The sequence below is a fragment of the Shewanella sp. genome, assembly GCF_047975355.1.
Classification (GTDB): Bacteria; Pseudomonadota; Gammaproteobacteria; order Enterobacterales; family Shewanellaceae; genus Shewanella.
This window is the reverse complement of sequence record NZ_JBKEDJ010000040.1, coordinates 1-20,985: the sequence shown is the minus strand read 5'-3', so window position 1 is coordinate 20,985 and position 20,985 is coordinate 1. Positions and strand designations below refer to the sequence as shown.

The 20,985-nt window shown below is 47.2% G+C and carries 25 protein-coding genes and 1 pseudogene; 10 read left to right on the top strand and 16 right to left on the bottom strand.

Features of this window, described 5'->3' with window-relative positions:
* Positions 1-128: 128 nt before the first annotated feature.
* Positions 129-941 (bottom strand): DUF1223 domain-containing protein, encoded by an 813-nt coding sequence (locus ACK5NH_RS12070; RefSeq protein ID WP_416920389.1) that lies wholly within the window; start codon positions 939-941, stop codon positions 129-131.
* 70 nt (positions 942-1,011) lie between these two features.
* On the opposite strand from ACK5NH_RS12070, the gene ACK5NH_RS12065 reads away from it, so the two are divergent.
* Entirely contained in the window at positions 1,012-1,278 is a 267-nt protein-coding gene (locus ACK5NH_RS12065) for a Rho-binding antiterminator (protein ID WP_416920387.1), read from the top strand.
* Between the two features lie 17 nt (positions 1,279-1,295).
* The gene (locus tag ACK5NH_RS12060) at positions 1,296-1,631 is read left to right on the top strand and encodes a hypothetical protein (RefSeq protein ID WP_416920385.1); all 336 of its coding nucleotides are present in this window, start codon (positions 1,296-1,298) and stop codon (positions 1,629-1,631) included.
* Between the two features lie 121 nt (positions 1,632-1,752).
* Here ACK5NH_RS12060 and ACK5NH_RS12055 read toward each other — a convergent pair whose 3' ends face one another.
* Both ACK5NH_RS12055 and ACK5NH_RS12050 read right to left on the bottom strand, forming a co-directional pair.
* A complete protein-coding gene (locus ACK5NH_RS12055) occupies positions 1,753-2,109 on the bottom strand; it encodes a RidA family protein (RefSeq protein WP_416920383.1) in 357 nt (118 codons plus the stop codon).
* 73 nt (positions 2,110-2,182) lie between these two features.
* Positions 2,183-3,676, bottom strand: a complete 1,494-nt coding sequence (locus ACK5NH_RS12050; RefSeq protein ID WP_416920381.1) for a Na+/H+ antiporter NhaC family protein — start codon at positions 3,674-3,676, stop codon at positions 2,183-2,185.
* A 179-nt stretch (positions 3,677-3,855) separates the two neighbouring features.
* Here ACK5NH_RS12050 and ACK5NH_RS12045 point away from each other — a divergent pair, with 179 nt between their 5' ends.
* The gene (locus tag ACK5NH_RS12045) at positions 3,856-4,077 is read left to right on the top strand and encodes a cell division protein ZapB (protein WP_416920379.1); all 222 of its coding nucleotides are present in this window, start codon (positions 3,856-3,858) and stop codon (positions 4,075-4,077) included.
* Here ACK5NH_RS12045 and ACK5NH_RS12040 read toward each other — a convergent pair.
* From ACK5NH_RS12040 to ACK5NH_RS12010, 7 genes are all read right to left on the bottom strand, one after another.
* The gene (locus ACK5NH_RS12040; RefSeq protein WP_011624366.1) at positions 4,074-4,286 is read right to left on the bottom strand and encodes a DUF1107 domain-containing protein; all 213 of its coding nucleotides are present in this window, start codon (positions 4,284-4,286) and stop codon (positions 4,074-4,076) included. The genes ACK5NH_RS12045 and ACK5NH_RS12040 overlap by 4 nt on opposite strands.
* Positions 4,287-4,746: 460 nt before the next feature.
* Positions 4,747-5,358, bottom strand: coding sequence for a thiol:disulfide interchange protein DsbA/DsbL (locus tag ACK5NH_RS12035; protein ID WP_416920376.1), 612 nt, complete (start codon positions 5,356-5,358; stop codon positions 4,747-4,749).
* A 128-nt stretch (positions 5,359-5,486) separates the two neighbouring features.
* On the bottom strand, positions 5,487-6,524 hold the full coding sequence (locus ACK5NH_RS12030) for a serine/threonine protein kinase (RefSeq protein WP_416920374.1): 1,038 nt from the start codon (positions 6,522-6,524) through the stop codon (positions 5,487-5,489).
* A gap of 10 nt (positions 6,525-6,534) precedes the next feature.
* Positions 6,535-6,828 (bottom strand): DUF3630 family protein, encoded by a 294-nt coding sequence (locus tag ACK5NH_RS12025; RefSeq protein WP_416920372.1) that lies wholly within the window; start codon positions 6,826-6,828, stop codon positions 6,535-6,537.
* 11 nt (positions 6,829-6,839) lie between these two features.
* Positions 6,840-8,294 carry a protein adenylyltransferase SelO gene (locus ACK5NH_RS12020; protein ID WP_416920370.1) on the bottom strand — a complete coding sequence of 485 codons (1,455 nt, stop codon included), beginning with the start codon at positions 8,292-8,294 and terminating at the stop codon, positions 6,840-6,842.
* 10 nt (positions 8,295-8,304) lie between these two features.
* Positions 8,305-8,616 (bottom strand): hypothetical protein, encoded by a 312-nt coding sequence (locus tag ACK5NH_RS12015; RefSeq protein ID WP_416920368.1) that lies wholly within the window; start codon positions 8,614-8,616, stop codon positions 8,305-8,307.
* A 206-nt stretch (positions 8,617-8,822) separates the two neighbouring features.
* Positions 8,823-9,740 carry a hypothetical protein gene (locus ACK5NH_RS12010; RefSeq protein ID WP_416920366.1) on the bottom strand — a complete coding sequence of 306 codons (918 nt, stop codon included), beginning with the start codon at positions 9,738-9,740 and terminating at the stop codon, positions 8,823-8,825.
* A 253-nt stretch (positions 9,741-9,993) separates the two neighbouring features.
* Between ACK5NH_RS12010 and ACK5NH_RS12005 the strand changes: the two genes are divergently transcribed.
* From ACK5NH_RS12005 to ACK5NH_RS11990, 4 genes are all read left to right on the top strand, one after another.
* Positions 9,994-10,353, top strand: coding sequence for a DsrE/DsrF/TusD sulfur relay family protein (locus tag ACK5NH_RS12005; RefSeq protein ID WP_416920364.1), 360 nt, complete (start codon positions 9,994-9,996; stop codon positions 10,351-10,353).
* Positions 10,354-10,457: 104 nt separating this feature from the next.
* Positions 10,458-10,859, top strand: a complete 402-nt coding sequence (locus ACK5NH_RS12000) for a nitrous oxide-stimulated promoter family protein (protein ID WP_416920362.1) — start codon at positions 10,458-10,460, stop codon at positions 10,857-10,859.
* A gap of 55 nt (positions 10,860-10,914) precedes the next feature.
* The gene (locus ACK5NH_RS11995) at positions 10,915-11,847 is read left to right on the top strand and encodes a hypothetical protein (RefSeq protein WP_416920360.1); all 933 of its coding nucleotides are present in this window, start codon (positions 10,915-10,917) and stop codon (positions 11,845-11,847) included.
* A 130-nt stretch (positions 11,848-11,977) separates the two neighbouring features.
* The gene (locus tag ACK5NH_RS11990; RefSeq protein WP_416920357.1) at positions 11,978-12,559 is read left to right on the top strand and encodes a YSC84-related protein; all 582 of its coding nucleotides are present in this window, start codon (positions 11,978-11,980) and stop codon (positions 12,557-12,559) included.
* 75 nt (positions 12,560-12,634) lie between these two features.
* Here ACK5NH_RS11990 and ACK5NH_RS11985 read toward each other — a convergent pair whose 3' ends face one another.
* The 6 genes from ACK5NH_RS11985 to ACK5NH_RS11960 all read right to left on the bottom strand — a co-directional run bounded on the left by ACK5NH_RS11985 (position 12,635) and on the right by ACK5NH_RS11960 (position 17,647).
* The gene (locus tag ACK5NH_RS11985; protein ID WP_416920355.1) at positions 12,635-13,249 is read right to left on the bottom strand and encodes a hypothetical protein; all 615 of its coding nucleotides are present in this window, start codon (positions 13,247-13,249) and stop codon (positions 12,635-12,637) included.
* Between the two features lie 76 nt (positions 13,250-13,325).
* Complete coding sequence (locus tag ACK5NH_RS11980) at positions 13,326-14,363, bottom strand: acyltransferase family protein (protein WP_416920353.1); 1,038 nt, start codon at positions 14,361-14,363, stop codon at positions 13,326-13,328.
* Between the two features lies 1 nt (position 14,364).
* Entirely contained in the window at positions 14,365-15,762 is a 1,398-nt protein-coding gene (locus ACK5NH_RS11975) for a hypothetical protein (protein ID WP_416920351.1), read from the bottom strand.
* Between the two features lie 177 nt (positions 15,763-15,939).
* On the bottom strand, positions 15,940-16,290 hold the full coding sequence (locus tag ACK5NH_RS11970; protein WP_416920349.1) for a YkvA family protein: 351 nt from the start codon (positions 16,288-16,290) through the stop codon (positions 15,940-15,942).
* Between the two features lie 31 nt (positions 16,291-16,321).
* A complete protein-coding gene (locus tag ACK5NH_RS11965; protein WP_416920347.1) occupies positions 16,322-17,080 on the bottom strand; it encodes a helix-turn-helix transcriptional regulator in 759 nt (252 codons plus the stop codon).
* 18 nt (positions 17,081-17,098) lie between these two features.
* Positions 17,099-17,647 carry a YbhB/YbcL family Raf kinase inhibitor-like protein gene (locus ACK5NH_RS11960; protein WP_416920345.1) on the bottom strand — a complete coding sequence of 183 codons (549 nt, stop codon included), beginning with the start codon at positions 17,645-17,647 and terminating at the stop codon, positions 17,099-17,101.
* Between the two features lie 473 nt (positions 17,648-18,120).
* Here ACK5NH_RS11960 and speFL point away from each other — a divergent pair, with 473 nt between their 5' ends.
* From speFL to potE, 3 genes and pseudogenes are all read left to right on the top strand, one after another.
* On the top strand, positions 18,121-18,237 hold the full coding sequence (gene speFL, locus ACK5NH_RS11955) for a leader peptide SpeFL (RefSeq protein WP_374897525.1): 117 nt from the start codon (positions 18,121-18,123) through the stop codon (positions 18,235-18,237).
* A 310-nt stretch (positions 18,238-18,547) separates the two neighbouring features.
* Positions 18,548-20,710, top strand: a complete 2,163-nt coding sequence (gene speF / locus ACK5NH_RS11950; protein WP_416920343.1) for an ornithine decarboxylase SpeF — start codon at positions 18,548-18,550, stop codon at positions 20,708-20,710.
* An 85-nt stretch (positions 20,711-20,795) separates the two neighbouring features.
* Positions 20,796-20,985 (top strand): annotated as a pseudogene (potE, locus tag ACK5NH_RS11945) (putrescine-ornithine antiporter); the annotation flags it as partial.

Below are 20,985 nucleotides of genomic sequence, written 5' to 3'. Positions count from 1 at the left end.
GCAGACTAGGTAGCAGCAGGAATAAAGTCAATAGGTGTGATTCATCTAAAAGTCTTAGCCGATAAAATAACCCGTTAAAAAATGTCTTATCAACTTGCCGTTAGGCAATTGCCCTGATTCAGCTCCACTTATTGACTTTGAATTTCACTCTGCTGCTCAAGCCAACCGCCCACGGCTTGTATGGGATAATCATTTAGCGTTAACCAAGCCACCCACGCCAGACGGGGCGCGTTAAACGCTGATACGGGAATGGCATCAAGGAATTGAGCAAACTGCAGCGCAGGGTCTGTGACACCCGTAAGCACAGTACTTGCGGGCAAAGATTGCAAACTCAGCACCACAAAATCATGGGGTAATTGTTTATGGCGATTCTCGCCGCGTTTTATCTCAGTCGTAAAACCTGAACCGACCAAGGCCAAGTGCAAACGCGCTCGATGTAAGTCTTTATCCTGCGCCCAAATGGGCTGCGGTGCAAAACTCGCCTCAAGTCGCTGATTGGCGATGCGTACCTTAAGCACACCGACCTCAGGCTGAGGCATAGCAAATATCCCGTTTAACTCACCCGAGAACCAACCACGCCACTCCTTAGCATTAATCACAAACTGCGGCGTATACACTTGCCGCGTATGCTTTTGGTTTAAATGCTGATATTGGCGCTCACTGAAAGCCCTTTGGCCAAAAATATCTTTCCATCCTAGGTAATCCCAATAAGTCACATGAAAGGCTAATGGAAAATATTTCTGCCATAGGTCGGTCTTATTAAACTGTTCAGCTAACCAAGCTTCGGCGGGCGGGCAACTACTGCAGCCCTGTGACGTATAAAGTTCAATAATATAAGGGCGAGTCACGGCACTCTGCACTTCAAAAGGTGCCAAGGTTTGAGCAAACACGGGTTGCAACAGCTGCCAGAAAAAAATACTCACTAATAGGATGCGTTTCATAATTTCTCCTCCCTTAATAGAGAAGAAGACCTCGAATCGCATCCAAATCATTCACACCAGAGGAAAGATGATGTCTGACTACAAAATGATCCCCTGTGCTCACTACGACTACCTTGAGCTAGCTTGTATGCACGGCTATCGCCTCGACATTGAGCTGCAGGACGGCAGCCTGTGCCAAGCACGGGCAATCACAACCCAGACCCACGCCGATAAGACTGAATGGCTGGTCGTCGAACATCAAGCTGGCCAGCAAGCACTGCGGCTAGATAGCATTATCGCCATCACGCCCACGGATCCCCATGCCAGTTTTGGCCGTGTTATGATAGCCTGCCAGTAGCAAAGGAGCGTAAATAAATGGCAAGGATGATTCTGTGGTTGGAATTAGGCGATTGGACTGGCGGTCACCATGGCAAATCCCCCTATATAGTGGAATTTGATAGCAAGCGACTCCATGCGCCCTTTTGCGTCAGCGAAGGTTGGGGGCACGGATTAGGCGGTAGCAGTTATTCGTTGGCACGGTTTGTTGAAACTGAACATTATACCCAACTCAAGCTCCACGCACCTTGGGCCACAACCATCATAGAGCAAGGTTTACCAACGCTGGATATAGAGGCTATTTCCCAAGGCTTGCAGGCGCAGTATGCATCGCACAACCCCAATATCCCGGCGAACTTAGCCCACTATTTCTAATAGCAGAGAGAGTTGCGCAGAGTGACACTGCGCATTTAGCACTGCAACCTCAGGCAGTAATCGCTTGAGGACTAGTAAAGCCAAGTCTGAACCCTGCCTTATTGTTTACTTGGATTTCGATTTACGCCTTGGCGACAGCCGCAATCACTGATACTTCAACCAGATATTCGGGCTCGGCAATGGCAGCCTGCACGCAGGCACGGGCTGGCGCATGACCCTGTGGCACCCATGCATCCCAAACGGCATTCATGGCATCGTAGTCGTTCATATCCTTTAAATAGATAGTGGCAGACAACAAATGCTCACGGGAACTGCCCGCTTGCGCTAACAGGGTGTCGACTTCCTCTAGCATAGTCGTCGTTTGTTCGGTGATGTTCTGAAACTTATCCTTCGCCACTTGGCCACATAAGTACACAGTGCCTTGGTGGATCACTATGCTGCTCATACGTGTTCCAACATCTAAACGGATAATGCTCATAGGGATAATCTCTTAAATCAAATGGTTAATTCGTATTTGTGGGCATTTTACCCCGAAAGGCTCAACTTGTCTGCTAACGAGCGCCCACCCAAGGAGGATAAAAGTGTGTCATTAAGATCAATAACCCTAGCGCCGTACCTATCACCCCAAACCACACGAACAGGGTTGTAACGGATAAATTGACTAATTGGAATCCCACTAACGCCGCACCGGCACCGATTAATGCAAAAGGCAGTTGGGTCACCACATGATCGTGGGGTAAACAGCCTGAGCTAGTCGCACTCAGCACACTGGTATCGGAAATCGGCGAGCAATGATCGCCAAACACCGAACCTGCCATCACCGCACTCAATACGGGTAACAGCAAGCTAACATCCATGTTATGGGCAATTTCCCCGCCGATGGGTATCATAATCGCAAAGGTCCCCCAGCTCGAACCCGTGGCAAAGGCCATAATGGCGCAGAGTAGGAACATCCCCGCCACCAGCAGACTCGGGGATAAATACAATTTAGCCCAACCCGCTAACAAGCTTGCCACGCCTAGGTCTTGGATCACCGCACCTATCATCCAAGTACAAAGCAAAATCGCGATGGCAAAGGCAATCATCCGAACCCCATGCACCAAGTCGCCGAGCAGTTTCCCTATGCTTCGGCCCGACAACATCAACAATATTAGGGTGGCCAGTGTCGATAACAGGCAGGCATCACGCATCGCAGCACCGATATCGGCTTTGGCTAACCAGGCTGAAATATCCCATGACGGCACCTGCTGCGCGCCAGACCAGAGGGTTAAACCCACAGAGGCGCCCAGCAAGGTCAGCATGGGAATCGCAAGTAACCAAGGATTGCCTTGCGAGTAAGGCAAACTTGGCTCAACGGGATCTGCCGCCAATACCGCATTCTCGATGGGGCGAAACCCCATCCCAAACCAAGCCACAATCAGTGACAAGCCTAAGGTTGTTATCGCATAAAAATTAGATAAGGCGATCTCGATAAAGGCTTCAAGGGCGGAAACGGGTAAAAAGCTTAATCCCGCCAGCAGCGCCATCACATAGGGCCCCCAGCTAGAGAAAGGTAAGAGCGAACAGAGCGGCGACGCATTAGAGTCGACTAAATAGGCTAGCTGCGTCTGACGTATGCCATAACGCTGGCTCAAGGGTTGGCACACATGCCCCACGGCGAGGCAACTAAAAATACCATCGATAAAGACTAGCCAGCCCAGTAACACCACCCCAATACGCGCTTGACGACCAGTACGAATACGCCGATATAGCCAGTCACCAAACTGCTCGACCGCGCCGCTTCTGGCGAGGAGTTGTGTCATGCTGCCGAGCAGTAACATGGCCATCAGTACGTTTAAATGCCACCACTGCCACTCGCCTTGGCTGTAAAACTGTTTAGCGCCAATCTCAAGGAGATAACCCAAGCTTTGCAATATATCGAAGTGGGCAATGATCAAGGCCCCCGAGAGGATACCAACACCCAGCGCTACTAAGGTACGCCGCAACCATAGGGCTAACACTAAGGTGAATAACAGGGGAAGTATCGCAAGCAGATTTGGCGACATGGGCCATTCCGATAATAAATAAACCCAAGAATACTAACGAGTTAGTAACAAATGCAAAAAAACTTAAATTAGCATACTTTTATTGGGTATTTTTTAATCAAACGGAAAAGACTGCTATTCCTTATGCTCTTGGCACTGCTAGAATCACAGTCCCATCCAGAAACTATAGGACTCTCCAGATGAGCCTTGAATTACTGTCCAAACTGGAAACCAAGATCCAGGCTACACTCGAAACTATCGAGCTTCTAAAAATGGAGCTAGAGGAAGAGAAGCAAAAAGCGTCGACTTTGAGTGAGCAAAATCAACAATTAACAGAGCAGAACCAACAACTGCAACAAGAACTCACTTCTTGGAACGACAAAGTCACTGGACTTGTTGGCCTGCTCAACAGTGAAATCTAAGCTGTTTTAGTTTGATGATTCTGCGATTCAATCAGTTCGTTCAGCTCTAAGATAGCCTGCTTCACTTTTGGCAGGCTTTTTCTTGGCAATAAAAAACGCCCCTTTTCAAATTCTAATCGACCTAAGTCTTTAACCCATATCACGCCAGTGAGAAAAATACGCGCATGCTTTGCGATCAGCTTCGGTGCGTATACAGGGAAAACTCTCATACAACCCCCTACATGCTTTCTTGTTGTTATTGACTACGGCTATTTGACAGAAAGATGACCAATTGAGTTTCATCCTTTATGGATTTTTTTCAAAATTTACAATTAATAAAATTAATCATCTGATTTTATTGAACAATGTAAAACTCCATCATTTTCAAAATCAATAGTCAAAATTTTGACTATTGACATTATTTTGACGCGCACTTAAAATCATCCACGTTACTCAGGGTAAAAATGAGTCATATGGCTCAAGTCCGTACTCTCCATCATCGGAGGTACGGTTTTTTTTTGCCAAATGACTAATCATGGATACGAACACATCGACATACTGGTTCAACCTATTTTGGAGATGTCGCGCTCGCCAATAAAAAAGGAGCACTAGGCTCCTTTAATTTTATATCCGTAGTATCAATCAGTTAAGTTACAAAAAGATGATAAAGCTACGGCAATCTAGCGATCTTTATTGTTTCTTAGCTAAATAGTAAGCGATATCTAATAGCTCGTCGTAAGACTTGATCGCACCTGTTTCAACGCGGTACTTGCCATTCACCACTATTGCAGGTACGCCAGAAATCTTCGCATTTTCAGTATCACGCTTCATTTTCGCCATTTGGGCTTTCACCATAAATGAATCAGCAGCGGCATCGAAAGCTTTACCGTCAACGCCGTTTGCCACAAACAAGGCACGCACGTCGTCACGGCTAGTAAAGTGTTGTTTCTTCTCGTGGATGGCTGAAAATAATGCCGCATCCATTTTCTCATCCACATTGAGTTGGTGCGCTACGGCAAAGGCGCGAGACATTTCTACGCCCATTTCTTTACCGATAAAGTCAACGTGGGCTTGGTTGAATGCCACACCTTCTGGCTTCTCAGCCAAAATTTTAGGTACCACAGTTTTTGAGAAGTTGAAGCAATGTGGGCAATAGAAAGAGAAAAACTCGGTGATTTCTGGTTTAGCCGTTCCTGGACCATCGTTAATCACTGTGTAATGTACGCCTTCTTTGTATTCAACCGCCGATACAGTTAATGGAGCCAATAACAGCGCTGCTGCCATAAGTAATGCTTTTTTCATGAATTTTCCTTAAATCAATTTTTATAAACTAGCTGGAGCCTAACATATTTCATTTTTTGAGTGTAACTCAAGCCGAGAGTTCAATCGGTTTGGCCTAAGAGGCGTGTAATTCCACCCTGTTCACACATTTAATAGGGGATCAGGCTCAACGGTGGTTCATCAAGAGCCGCGAGCTGCTCCTTAAAGGCCAAGATCTGCTGCTCCCAATACTTTTCATCCCCAAACCAGGGGAAGTGCATAGGGAAAGCTGGATCCTGCCAACGCCTGCCAATCCAAGCGTTATAGTGCACCATCCGTAATGCGCGTAGGGGTTCAATCAGCGCCAGTTGTCGAGTGTCAAACTCACAGAACTCTTCATAGGCCTCGAGTAATACCTCGAGTTGCAGTTGCTGCTGTGCTCTATCCCCCGTCAGCATCATCCATAAATCTTGAATAGCCGGCCCCATACGGGCATCGTCTAAATCCACAAATCCCGGCCCTTCGGGTGTCCAGAGAATATTCCCAGGGTGCAAATCCCCATGCAGACGAATGGGCGTAAAGGATTGCTGCGCCCAAATGCGATTCACCTTCGCCAACACTTGCTCCACCACGGTAAAAAACGCGGGGCGCAGTGTGCTTGGCACTAAGTCTGACTGTTTTAACCAGGCTAAAGGTTCATCGCCTAAGATCTGAGGATTCAGTGGCTCACGGGCCTTAAACGTCGACTGGGCACCGTACTGGTGTATACGACCGATAAAACGCCCAACAAATTCCAGCTGCTCTAAATTATCCACTTCGAAGGCGCGACCGCCGATGGAAGGAAACAGTGCAAAGCGAAAGCCGTGAAAATGATGCAAGGTTTGCCCTTGCACAGAGGCTGGCATCGCCATCGGGATTTCCTGCTCGGCGAGGGCAATGGCATAGTCGTGTTCTTCTTGGATTTGTGCATCGGTCCAACGGTCGGGGCGATAAAACTTCACCACAAAGCGTTGTCCTTCATCGCTGCGAAATTGATACACGCGGTTTTCGTAGCTATTGAGTGCAAGCAGGCCTGTCTCTGGATATATCCCAAGGCTCTCGATCGCATCTAAAATCAAATCCGGCGTTAAGGCTTGAAAGTCAAAGGCTGCGCCAGAATGCGTATCATCGATGGCACTGTTGGATGGGTCTAACTTATTTTGGCTCATTGCGACTCTCTCATAGGTAAGACTTTAACAGTGTGGCAAGGTATTCCAGCACCTCAAAATCGGCCTCACGCTCCACACTCAGCCAACAGATATTGCCGTAAAACTCATAATTGAGCCAAAGTGAGGTGCCCTCAAACTCCAATAGCCATTGATGGCGATCCGCGCCCCATTGACGCTCGCGCACTCGGCAATCTAAGGCATGGGCTAATGGCTCGGCAAAGGCCTCGAAATGGTCAAAATCGATATCGCCGCTCACACTTAAGCTTAACGCGGCTCTATCTAACTGAATGGCTTCTAATTTCATTTTTACTTCCATCAACTGCTGCACGACATAATCAGCCCTTGTCCCCAATCGGGTGGACGCTTGGCTAGATCTTCATGCTCAACTTGTTCGGCAAATGGCTGGCGCAATACTTGATGCAAACGCTCTAGCGGCGCAAGATTTCCCTCCTCCACGGCAATAATGGCTTCTTGAGCCAAATAGTTGCGCAGAATGTACTTGGGATTGACGCTATTACGCGCCTGTTGCCATGCCTCAATATCGGCAACTTTACCCAGCCACGCCTGATAGGTCTGATACCAAGCATCAAACTCCTTGAGGTCGATAAAATCATCCCGCAGCAAAGAGTGCGCACTACTAGGGTCAAGCTGACCGAAGCGGCGCCACGTGTTGCTGTAATCCAGCTGATTTTTCTCCATCAGCACAGTAAAGCGGCCTATCAGTTCTAAGTCCTGCTGATCCTGCTCGGCTGTCGAATCCGCTCGCGCAGCCAGCCCTAACTTAGCGCGCATCAGCATCAAATAATGCTGCACTAGAGCATGTTGATATTGATTCAAGGCGGCAATTAGATCATCGGACGGGATCACAGGTGTCAACGCCTGCGCTAAACGTTGCAAGTTCCACAGGCCAATGCCGGGCTGCTGACCAAAGGCGTACCGCCCCTCAGGGTCGGAATGATTGCAAATAAAGTCTTCTTGAAAGGTATCGAGGAAGGCAAAGGGGCCAAAATCGAAACTATCCCCCAGAATCGACATGTTGTCGGTATTCATCACCCCGTGGGCAAAGCCGATAGCCTGCCAATGAGCGATGAGCTTAGCGGTATCTTGTACCACCTGCAAAAACCAGGCTTTATAGCCCGCCAGATCGCAGCTCAAGTGTGGATAATGCTGCTTCAAGGTAAAGTTGAGTAACTGCGTGAGCTTATCGGCTTGGCCACGCTCGCTATGGCAGAAAAATTCGAAATGACCAAAACGGATATGGCTACGGGCCAAGCGTACGGTAATGGCCGCGGTTTCTTGACTCTCACGCCAGACAGGCATATCAGAGCCGATCACCGCCAATGCTCGGGTCGTCGGCACGCCTAAATGATGCAGAGCCTCAGAGACAAGAAACTCCCGCACCGCTGAGCGCATCACGGCTCTGCCATCGCCATGGCGAGAATAGGGCGTTGGCCCACCGCCTTTGAGTGCTACATCCCAAGCGCCTTTGGGGCCTAATGCCTCACCCAAAATAATCGAGCGACCATCGCCTAATCTAGGCGTATAACCACCAAACTGATGTCCACTGTAAACCTGCGCATAATAACTTGCGCCCGAAACGGCCGCGTTACCCGATAATCCCTGCAATAACGGATCCGTCGGCTGCTGTAAGTCGATTAACTTGGCGGCATCTTCACTCCACGCCAGCCAATGGGGATTGCTTATCCCCTGCGGATAGACTTGAGAGTAAAACTCAGGCAACTGGGTAAAAAAATCCTGTTTAAACTTCATCAGTGCTTCCCTATTGAACGAGCTGCTTACACACGAGCACGGACTTGTCGTTAAACTCGCACTGCAGGCCGCATTGATATACGCCGGCACCGCTGGCCTCGAAGCCACTCACTCCAGACCCAGTTAAGCGTTGTAACCCTTGGGCTTTGCGTTGGCATTGTTCGAGGGTGTCGTAATAACCATTGATATCATCGGTTTGTAACGGCATCGTTGGCAGTGAGGTCGCCGCAGGATAATAGAATAGCGTCCATTCAGGGGTTTTAGTGCAACCACTCAACCCTAGACTGAAGCTGGCAAACAAGATGGCCAAGAATAATTTCATTTTGCCGATTCGGTTAAAACAGCTCGCAACATACTTCATAAAAATAGCCCATAAAAAAAGCGAACCTTAGTTCGCCTTTTGCGCGGTAAGTATCAAGATTCTACACGGCTTTACCCGGTTAAATAACCGCTTTTCGGCTAAGGGTATCGCAAGCGCTTTCGCAACCTGTATTTACTGCAAAACACTTGAATCCTATTCAAGCTACCTTAGGCCGTCGCCGCTTTCGCCTGCGCCTTCTCGATACGGCTAATCCGCCCTTCAAATCCCGTCACTGTGCCGTCGCTTAAGCCAAGTGCGATCGCCTCCTGACAGAGTGTGATGGCTTTATCAAAGTCTTGGGTATCATTGAGCAAGGTCGCGAGTTGCATAAAGCCAGTGGTTTTAAGCTCAAGCTCTTTAGGCTTTTCAGCATTCGCGCTGTGGAATAACGCAAGATACAGCCCATGTTGCGCTGCACCATAGGCTAAATATTCGGCCGATTTGCGCTGCTTGTAGCACTCGGCAATCACGTTTTGTAACGCGTTATAGCGAGCCAATGCCGTCTCTGCACTTTGGTATTCTTCTGCCGCACGTTGCAGGGTCACATTCGCCCATGAACCAAGTGCTGCAAGCGACTCGTCTTTTGCCAAACTTGTGCTTGCAGCTTCAGGAGCGACCATCTTGTTTTCTTCGACATTGGTTGGTGCTTCAACCGCGACTGGCTCTTCTTTTTCTTCAGCAGCATTGGCCGCTGGAGTCTCATCCTCTGTGGATACTAGCGGGGTTATTTCAGCGTCTTTATTGCCATCGGCGAGGATAATTACAGTCTTTTCATTGGTTGAAGCGGGGATCTCAACATCAATAATATCTTCGCTCAACTCGACGCGGCGAGATGGCTCAACGTCCCTTGGCATTAATTCAACTTCGGGCGCTTTCGCAGCAGAAGCGACTTCTGACTCGTTAGTCGCTGGAGGGACAAGGTCGGATGTAAGTTCAGCCGCATCAGGTGAAGCGCTTGTATCCCTTGTCTGTTCGGTTGATTTTTTCGCCATCATTGCCTCTTGTTCTTCCTTCGCCAAGCGCTGGGCCCGACGAAATAAAAACACTCCGATAGCGATCAGTATAAAAACGACAACGACCTTCATTCTTCTTCACCTTTAATGGCTGCTTCCTATATAGAAGCTATTGCAGTTGGCTTGCCAAAGCGACTCAATTGCCTGCGTCTAGCAAGGGGTTCTGTCCAAAAGTTGAGCAGAGATTAACCGCTATTAAAGTCCATAGTGTCTGTGTAAATCAAGTATTTATGCCGTTTTATCCGATCTTACACGCAAATCGATATATGCAATTCGGCTAGACTGTTAGGATTTATGACCATTTGCAAAAATTAAGGAAAGCCTAATGCAAAAAATTCTGATCGTTGCCCACGCCAGCCCCTATGGCACTGAAAAACTCTTCAATAGCCTTCGTATTGCGTTAGCCTTAAAGGATCAAACTGAGCAACAAGTTGATTTAAAAATCTTTTTAATGTCAGATGCGGTGTTTGGCGCCCTTAAACATCAAACAACCCCAGACTTAAGTTACAACCTACAGCAGATGTTTGAGATCCTAAGCGCCCAGCAAGTCCCGATTTTACTCTGCAAAACCTGCGCGCAAGCACGGGGAGTAAATACGGATATGCTGCTCGACGGCGCCGAAATTGGCACCTTACAGGATCTGACCCGCTGGACTCTGGCAGCGGATAAGGTGATGCACATTTAAAGCCTCATTTTGTGCGCACCTTCATAAATCGACACTTCAATTTTGAACAAGTCAACGCCGCTGCTTATGATGGGATTATCCGAGTGACAGACTAAGGTATTCCCATGAACTCAGCGGCCCTACTCACTGGTAAACTGCGCTACGAGCATGAAACCATTAGCGCAATGGCAAAAATTTATTGTAAAGCCAAACACCAAGATCAAACAGAATCTGGTCTGTGTGAAGAGTGTTTAGCACTCTTAGAGTATGCTGCCGTTCGCCTCGACCGCTGCCCCTACGGACAAGACAAGCCCACCTGCAATAAATGCCCTGTGCACTGCTACAAACCGGCACAAAAAGCGCAGGTCAAAACGATCATGATTTTCGCCGGCCCAAGAATGCTTTTACCGCATCCCATTCGCGCAATCAAACACTTACTGGCAGAGCGTCAACCTGTTCCTGCATCTGTGCCCGAGGCGGCTTCGAATCGCCATCAACGCATCGCAATTTCACAGAAAAACCTTTAGTAACACTTTTGCACCTCGAATTTCCCTGTTATAACAGGGCGTCGAGGTGTTTAAAATGAACGAGTTTAATACATTTTTTGCTCAAGCTTATTGGTGGTTATCTCTATTTGGTGGCTTACATTGCCTCGCGTTAGCTATTTATATTCGCTACGTTTACCCATCGGATAATAACCAAAAACTGCTTGCAGGCTTCTTAAGCCTCGTCGGTCTGTATTTCCTCACGGGCATGCTCAACCGCGATAACACTCCCATTCCTATCCATGTGTTATTTAACCTGATCACCCCGATTTACTTTTTACTCATGCCGCTGCTGTACCTCTACTGCAAACGCAGTCTAGAGCAAAATACCTCACCCATTGGCTTCTCGCGGCATTATTGGCCTGCACTACTCACCTTATGCTTAGCCATGATTGATATTTCTGTGCGGCTAAATCTGCATAAAAACGCTATTTGGTTTCAGGCGGAATTTTTTAAGTATCGGCAAGATATCGACTTCAGCCATTGGAGCCTTGCCCTTCCCTTGTTGTTGTTTATCCAAACCGCGATATATTTTTTTGCACTCTGGCGGCTGTTCCAAAGGCATAAACTACGCCAACAACAGAGTGAAGATGCACCGCAGCAAACCTTAAAACTCATTCGTTTCCGCTGGTTGTTCGGCCTGACCTTGGCCATGCTGTTTAACTGGTTGTTACGAGCATTTGTGGTGATATTGCCCTTTTATCTCGGGGATTCGCTCTCAACCCTATCCCATGCGCTGCCGCGCTTAAGCCTACTGTTAAGTTTTTACTTGCTTGCGGCTTACGGTCTCAAGCAGATCACTCGCACCGCTTACTTAAAAGGGCATTTATCAGCCCCTCAGCCAAAGGCGGAACCTCAGTCTTCAGAAGTGCTCACTCCAGAAGAATTTGAATTTATTCAACAACTGCAGCAGGAATCGAACGAACGCTCAGAAAAAATCATTAACACGCCCTCTGACCCGAAGAACTAATTCACCGCAGAGCAATCAAAACTGTCACACTGAATAAACTGAACCCTAGCTGACACGAACGCAGCTTTAGGCTGTCATTTGTAAAAACAAAGGGTAGCCTGATGGAACCGAAGAATTAAGGAGGAACGCCATGAAATCATTTTTATCCCTTATCGCCGCCTCGACTTATCTGATTGCCAGCTTTATGGTACCCGTAGCGCAGGCCGACGATAGTTACACCGAGGCTTTAAATAATTTTCACCAAGCAAAGGAAACGCAAAAATTTTTTGATACCGCCTACGGTTATGCCCTCTTTCCGACTGTTGGCAAAGGTGGGATTGGCATTGGTGCAGCCTACGGCAAAGGCCGCGTCTTTCAAGCGGGGCAATATATGGGAGATTCGAGCTTGACCCAGCTCTCCATCGGTTTTCAGCTAGGCGGACAAGCCTATAGCGAAATCATCTTCTTTAAGGATGCGAAATCCTACAACGAGTTCACCAGTGGCAGTTTTGAGTTCGATGCCCAAGCCTCAGCTGTCGCCATTAATATGGGCGCCAATGCTAAAGCAGGGACAACAGGAAACTCGGCGGGAGCTGGCCAAGCGGGCGGCAATCAATCGGCCACCGCCGCCTATATCAATGGCATGGCGGTATTTACGGTTGCCAAGGGAGGATTAATGTTCGAAGCCGCACTGGCAGGACAATCCTTCTCCTTCGAGCCTAGGGGTAACTAAGTTTTAGTAATGACGTCCTCATAAAAACCTCCGAACCCACAGGGTTAGGAGGTTTTCTTTTATCCACGATTGTACTTACTCATGTCCCCAAGGGGCTGGCGGTATAGGTTGTGGCAGGCTCAAGTCAAAATCTACTTGGAAATGACGATTCTCGCGAGTCAGCAGGTAGCTGAAGGTGCTTGAAGTAACCTCCATGTGCCACACATTGGTGACCGACTGGGTCAGGCCGTTTTGCATAAAGTTATCAATCGATGCTTGATCGATGGGGAATGACTGCTTTTGGCTGGTGCCGACACTCGCCGTATCGCCACCATACATAGTCACTTTATCTTCAGTCCCATCTTGGTGGCGGTGGTCATGCTTTAGCCTTAAACCCTGAGCCGTTTTCGTGATAACCCAGGTACGGGAGTGGTCATCACCCACATGGAATGGGATTTTCAGCTCTGAGTCACTGCATTCACGCACATGCATTACCAGTGATTTATCACGAAAAGCCGCATCGGCGTTGTCCTTAGACACAACCTTACCCGCAAATGCTTTACCACAATGGGATGCTAATTGAGTGAAGAAGGCTTCTTGCTCCATGGCAAATGCAGGTTCGGTAGCAGCATTGGCAAATACAGGCGCTGCAATCAACAGGCTGGCGAGTCCAAGGTGTGGTAGGGCAATAGTTTTCATTATGTTTTCCATGGAAAATTCGATGAAAACCACGCTAACACAGGGGAATAAATTTAAACTTAATTCCCCTGCGCAAGCTAACGAGGCGTTACCAACCGATATACAGGCGTGAACGGTTGCCTAAGCGTTTTTTGATAAAGCGCGCCGTGATAACACTGCCCACCATCATGAAGATAAAAATCCCAGCCGAGAACAAGATACTGGTGACCCATGACCCAGGCGGTAAGCGGTAACGTAACACTGTGGCGACCGTATTAAACAACATGTCGAATAACGGATGGAGAAAGAAAATCGCAAAGCTCATCTCGGCGGTTTCGACTAACCAAGGGATACGACTGCGTTTCGATAGCCAATCGCAGAAGTTAAGCACCAACACACACAGACTCAGTTTTTGGATAAACTGCCAATCGATGCCGTTATATTCAAAAGGCGCCTTATGGTAGTTACCTATGTGCTGCACTATGTAACTTTGCTCGACCAGACTCACAATCAGGAAGATCACCGCTAACGCACTGAAAATCGAGCCGTAACGCGTCACAATATGTTCATCTTGGGAATATAAAATACCAATCAAATAGAAAGGCATAAAATACACCACTGAATGGATAAAGTTGACGTTACCTATGGGTCTGTGGAGCAGAATCGCCACCACGCAACTCAGCACGAATAAGGTCCAACGCATCTGCTGCGAGCAGCGGATAAACCACAAAAACACCGGCGATAATAAAAACACCGCCATGATAAAGGGGATATACCAGTGCGGATACAAGATGTAGCCATTACGCACTGTGTAGAAAATACTCAGCAGTAGATTCTCAAGCGGCTGATGCTCCAAGAAAATCCAGCGCAAACTCAAGAAAAACAGGCCGACGGCAGAAACGACTAAGAAGGGATAAAGTACGTTTTGTACCTTATTCTTCATGAACTTACCGTAATCGAAGTCCTTGTAAAAAATCCGATGAAAAAAATAACCAGAGATAAACACGAACAACGCAGTGCCACCCCTAAGTAAATTTTCCAGCAACAACGGAAACCCTTCCCCAGAGTTATAAATACTGTGGCCAAGCACGATAAAAATAATCGCGATGCCGCGCATGTAGGTAAATTCGAGCTGATTTTTTCTCATATTAATTCATCGCACAGTAGAGGGTTCTGCCCTCAACAACACTTGCAGAAACCCGGATAGTCCCATGGATTTCCGGCTCATTGAATACCAAATACTGACCTTCGCGCTGAAAGTTGAACCCCAAAGGTAACAGAGTTGCGGCTTCAATGCCCTCACAATAATTCTGTAACGGCACATCCAGCAGCGGGCTGCCGCTCACATTTAAGTTGCTGAATTGTGAACTCATACCTAAATAGGCTTGGGTCATTTCTTCTTGATAAGGCACCACATAAAACCCTGAGCGTACCTCGCCCACATCGATAAAACTGCTGCTATCGCTCACACTCGGCATCACCAGTAACGGCACCTTTGGGTCTTGCACATCCTTAAGTAACTGGGTCAATTTTTGCTCTGTCGCCGGATAGTAGGCTAGCATTTCCTGCAGGCGTTTCTTCTGCGCCGTATTCTGAGTATCGGGAGGGGCAATCGGTTTGATTCGACCGAGCAGTAAGTCCACCGGCAACATGCCCGACATCACCGACTCTTTCCACACATAGGCATCTTGATTGCTATCGAGCAGTATCCCCGCCAGTGCACCGATATTCTCGGCCTCGGCCGTCCAGCCACCGAGCATTTGCTGCTGCTGATAATAATCCTGCACATATTGCAGCAGGATCTGCTGATAGCCGAGGTAGGACTGGTTTTGACTCAAGAAGCGCGCACCCGCGATTAACTCGACATATCTCGCGCAGCCTTCGACTAAGTCATTTACATAACTGACTTTATCTTCGTTAGGCGCCGTTTGCCGCCACACTTGTAACCAGTAAGCGGCATAACCTAAATACAGTGCCTGCTGCTCGGGTTGTTTTAAGGCCGCCATCAAGGCATTAAACAGTTGTAAGCGGTAATAACGGGCATCGAGGTTGAGTGGATAAACCTCGCCCTCATAGCGACGTGCATCCTCTAACACCCGCCACTCGGATTGGGCATAAAAATGAAACGCCTCGTGCACACTGTTGCCAGCCCAAATCACAAAAGGTAAATCGGCGGTTTTAGTCGTGCTGTCGAATTGGATTGTGGGCGACTCGAGCTGGATAAGCACACCCGCCTGCCCTTGATATTGGGGAAAACCAAAGTTAATCGACAACCCAGAGTGCAAGTTAACTGACTCTAACACACTGTTGTCTTGGATAATCTCACCACCTGGTTGACGCAACCAAACATTGCCCGCATAGCTAAAGAGGTGCACTTTATCGTCGAGACGAAATCCTGGCCACAGGGCTTCACTCTGGCGACTGGTCTGAGCCATAAAATCGAGGTACAGGCGGGCGAGTTGTTCTGGCGAGGCCTTATCGGCGAACACGGGGGTGGCGGCAGAGACTCCTAAAAACCACAGGATCACCGCCATAATATTTTTCATTTATTTGCCTAAACACACACAATGGGTTCACAAAACAGCGCTAGCATATAGCGCAATTAACCAATAGTGAAACGTTTCACAAAAAATATTTTTACCCTTAAAAAACGCGAGTAAAGCCTATTCATTAACCACTAATAAAATCAAATTTTTACCCTATGAGATGGGCTATTTGCCCAACTAAGACTTAGGCTCTGCGGGCTCATCACCAAACCACTGCGCTAACTTATCCGCCGCTTGGGATTTCACCTCATCATCAATATAGAGCATGACCATGGTCAGCGCCGCGGCTAAGGCGCCCAAGTCATCGGTAAAGCCCACTAAAGGCGTCAAATCCGGGATCGCATCCAAAGGCGAGATAAAGTAAGCCAAGGCCCCAAAAATCACCGACTTGGCCCACTTAGGCGTATTGGGCTTTTGCGCCGCATAATAAAGCCACAGGGCACGCTCAACCACTTCACGCCCAGCTTGGCGACCAAACAGTTTGATTTTGTTCCAAAAACCAGTTTCAGTGAATTGTTCTTCTGCCATGTCGACTCCTTGTAATGACGATTAACGTAGCTCACAGTGTACGGCGATACGCGGCGGGTGTCAGGCCAAAGGCCTGTTTAAAGCGCGCCGAGAATTTTTCTGCCGATAAATAGCCGCAGGCCAGTGCGATTTGCTGCACGGAATCCGTAGAGTTTTGCAACAGCGTTAAGCCCTGACACAAACGCACTTCGGCGAGCAATTGCCTAAAGCTAGTGTCTTCCTGCGCCAGTTTACGTCTTAAACTGGCACTGCTCATATGCAACTTGTCGGCGATTTCCTCTTGCTGCCATGGGGCTGAAGGATGTTGTCCCAGTAGGCCTAGCACCGCTTGACTCACATTTGCAGGCTTATGGCTGTAGAGCCAATTGACGCTCACTTGCTGCGGCAGACTGAGCAGCAAGGCGGCTAAATAATGCATCTGCACCGACCTGGGTAGCGCCAAAGTCAGGCTGTGCAGTAACGCATTCCACGCAAAATCGACCGAGCGTGAAATCGTTTGTGTGGGCTTTGGCATCAGCCTGTCGGTCGCCGCCAGCATAACGCCCGAGGGCAACTCATAGGGCAAGAGGAGTTGCACCGCTCGGTAGCGCCCGCTCATCGGACGATTGACGAAGCTGATATTGCTTCCGGCGGGTAACAGTAACAGTTGGTCGGCATTGACGGCGAGAGTCTCATCTTGCCAAAGCAGAGACTTCTCCCCTTGGATCACGCGGATAATAGAGGGCTGATGCACAGGCACCCGCGAAAGTGACTGCGCCTGTTTCGAGTCGTATTCAAACATGCGGATCATACATCAGCCCCTACAATTTTAACGCTGATATACAGCGGTCAACTTAGCGCTACCTAATGCCTGCGCCCTGAGCATAAAACCCAATAGCGCGGGAGAAGCATCCTTAGGTAACTCTAATAGTGAGGGTAGCGCCCACACAGTAAATTCATATCTGTGCATGCCATGTCCCTGCGGCGGACAAGCGCCACCAAAATCGGTTGTGCCGAAGTCGTTCTTCAGCGCAATCGCTCCTTTAGGCAAAGCATTGGCTTTAGAACCCGCACCTTGGGCTAACTGCTGTTGCTCGCCGCCAATATTGTAAACGGCCCAATGCCACCAACCACTGCCCGTAGGCGCATCGGGATCATAGGCTGTCACCGCATAGGCTTTTGTGCCTTTAGGCGCATCACGCCAAGTGAGTTCGGGAGAAAGATTTTCACCATTACAGCCAAAACCATTAAAAACAAATTGATTCGATAATTGCTGACCTTCGCCAATATCTTTACTCGATAAGGTTATGGCATGCGCCGAACTAAATACCGCCGTAAATAATCCAATTCCAACTGTCCACTTATGTAAATGCATCATCACTGTCTCCTATAGATACGTAATATCGCTAATTTACGTCAGTCTAAAGTCATAAACCTGCCTCAAAACGCCAAGTTTCTTCCCTAAATGCTCAAAATTGAGAAAAAGTGTCGACTTTTTGTCATCTTTAAGCACTCAAGTGATTTTGTAAATACTTTACCTGCATTTTTATGCAAACATATCGTTCCTTATAAGTTGCCAAACATATTAATACAGCGATTAGCGCGGAATTAGATATTTATCATTTATTAATTTATGCAATTTTTAATTTAAAAAATTAAACTGACAATATTTACTTTAGTTATTTAGACAATGATACTTAAGGACGATTGACTGTATTTATTCGGTCAAAAATATCGAAATAAATAATTACAGTTAATTAAAAATAAGACACTGATCATATTTTTATTGATAACACATAGATAAACTCCATACCGTAATAAAGCGTATTAATCATTTTCTCTAATCTCATAATGGAGTTGTATATGAAGAGGAAATCAAAAATCATGGCACATATCCGGCGCACTAGACATATCATGATGCCTAGCCAACGCGACTATTTCGACCATTCATACATCTTCCTTCGCTAATCTTCGCGTAGGTAGTAGGCCAATTAACAGGTCTAAAGTGGTATTGCCCTTGTAAGCACATACACTTATCGTACTGTTTTTGCAGGTTTATTATCTCACATCTAAATCAAAGCATTCTTTAGTCAGTGCAGCCAAGCTGCGGCCAAATAATTCTCTCGGAATAAATATCTCTATTTTATTCTTGGACGATTTATAGCCTCATCATATCTGCACACGGAATAGCCATATCTAATTTAATGCCATTAATTTTTTTAATTAGGTATAGGCCAAGTTGTATCCAAAATTTTTTAAAGTAAAAGGGAAATTAACGATGAAATCATTAAAAGTTGCCGCCAGCTTATCTGTTAGATCATGTTTTGAAATAGACAGAGAAGTCGTCAATGTATTAACCACAGATTTTTGCGATGTGGGCGCGGCTGTAGTCTCTGTTGATGATGTTAAAAATGGTATTGTTGAAAAAATTAAAAATACCGGATTAAAACTGCCTATTTTCGTATCAGTTTGTTGTGAAGAAACCTTCCCTGATGATATTTGTTCCTCTATTACCGGGGTATTTGAACTGTGCGGTAGCAATACCGATTTCTATGGAAAACAGGTCGAAACCGCTGTTCAAAAATATGAGCAAGCCCTATTACCGCCGTTCTTTGGTACACTGAAAAAATACGTGGAAATGGGCAACTCCACCTTCGCCTGCCCAGGCCATCAGGGTGGTCAATTCTTCCGTAAACATCCTGTGGGTCGCCAATTTTTCGATTTCTTTGGCGAAACCATTTTCCGCTCCGATATGTGTAATGCCGACGTTAAACTCGGCGATCTGTTAATCCATGAAGGCGCGCCACTGGATGCACAAAAATACGCGGCTAAAGTTTTTAACGCCGATAAAACCTACTTTGTGCTCAACGGCACTTCTTCTTCAAACAAAGTGGCGACAAACGCACTGCTGGCGAAGGGCGACCTGGTATTATTCGACCGTAACAACCATAAATCCAACCACCATGGCGCGTTAATTCAAGCCGGTGCAACACCGATTTATTTAGAAACCGCCCGTAATCCCTTCGGCTTTATTGGTGGTATCGACGCCCACTGTTTCCAAGAGTCTTATTTAAGGGAGCAGATCCGCGCCGTTGCGCCTGAGCGTGCCGATGAACAACGTCCATTCCGTTTAGCCATTATCCAGCTAGGCACCTACGACGGCACTATCTACAATGCTCGTCAAGTGGTTGATCGTATTGGACATCTATGTGATTACATCCTGTTTGACTCAGCTTGGGTGGGCTATGAGCAATTTATTCCTATGATGAATGACTGCTCACCTCTGCTGCTCGAACTGACGCCTGAAGATCCCGGTATCATCGTGACTCAGTCAGTGCATAAACAGCAGGCAGGCTTCTCACAAACCTCGCAAATTCACAAAAAAGACTCACATATCAAAGGCCAAGCCAGATATTGCAACCATAAACGCTTCAACAACGCCTTTATGATGCATGCCTCTACCAGCCCCTTCTATCCGCTGTTTGCCGCATTGGATGTGAACGCTAAGATGCACGAAGGCGCCAGCGGCCGTTATCTATGGCGCGAAGCGGTCAAAGCCGGTATCGAAGCTCGCAAGTTACTGCTCAAAAAATGTAAATATATCAAGCCATTTATCCCAAACATGATCGAGGGACGCCCATGGCAGGATTACCCAACCGAACAAATGGCCGATGATTTACGTTTCTTCGAGTTTGAACCCGGACAAAAATGGCACTCTTTTGAAGGTTACGAAAAAGGCCAATATTTCGTTGACCCTTGTAAGTTCCTATTAACCACGCCTGGTATCGATGTCGAAACTGGTAAATATACGGAGTTTGGTATTCCAGCGACTATTCTGGCTAACTTCTTACGTGAAAATAATATTATTCCCGAGAAGTGCGACTTAAATTCGATTTTATTCCTGATGACGCCTGCGGAAGATATGGCAAAGATGCAACACCTAGTGTCGCAAATATCTCGCTTCGAGAAATTAGTCGACGAAGATGCGCCATTATCTGAAGTATTACCTAACGTCTATAACGCTAATAAAGCCCGTTATAAAGACTACACCATTCGTCAACTGTGCCAAGAAATGCATAACCTTTATGTCAGCCATGACGTAAAACAACTGCAAAAAGAAATGTTCCGTCAGGCGCATTTCCCAACCAAAGTGATGAATCCACAGGAAGCTAACCTCGAGTTTATCCGTGGCAAAGTGGAGTTAGTGCCACTGTCACAAATTGAGGGACGCATTGCCGCAGAAGGTGCATTGCCTTACCCACCAGGGGTGTTATGTGTGGTCCCAGGTGAAATATGGGGCGGCGCGGTACAACGTTATTTCTTAGCCCTTGAAGAAGGCATCAACTTATTACCCGGATTCTCCCCTGAATTACAAGGTGTTTACCTCGAAAACACCCCAGACGGAAAAATCCAAGCCCTAGGTTATGTATTAAATAAATAATTGAAACCCGACTGCTGAGTTAATTAACCCCGCTCTGCAGTCAATTTCAAACTTCTATAATGAATAACATTATTAGGTCATTATTATGAGTAAATCAGCAAACAAAATTGGTGTCGTCCAATTAACTATTATCACCATAGTCAACATGATGGGTTCAGGTATTATCATGTTGCCCACCCAATTAGCCCAAGTAGGTACTATTTCTATCCTTTCCTGGTTAGTTACTGCGGCAGGTTCCACGGCCCTTGCCTATGCCTTTGCCAAGTGCGGTATGT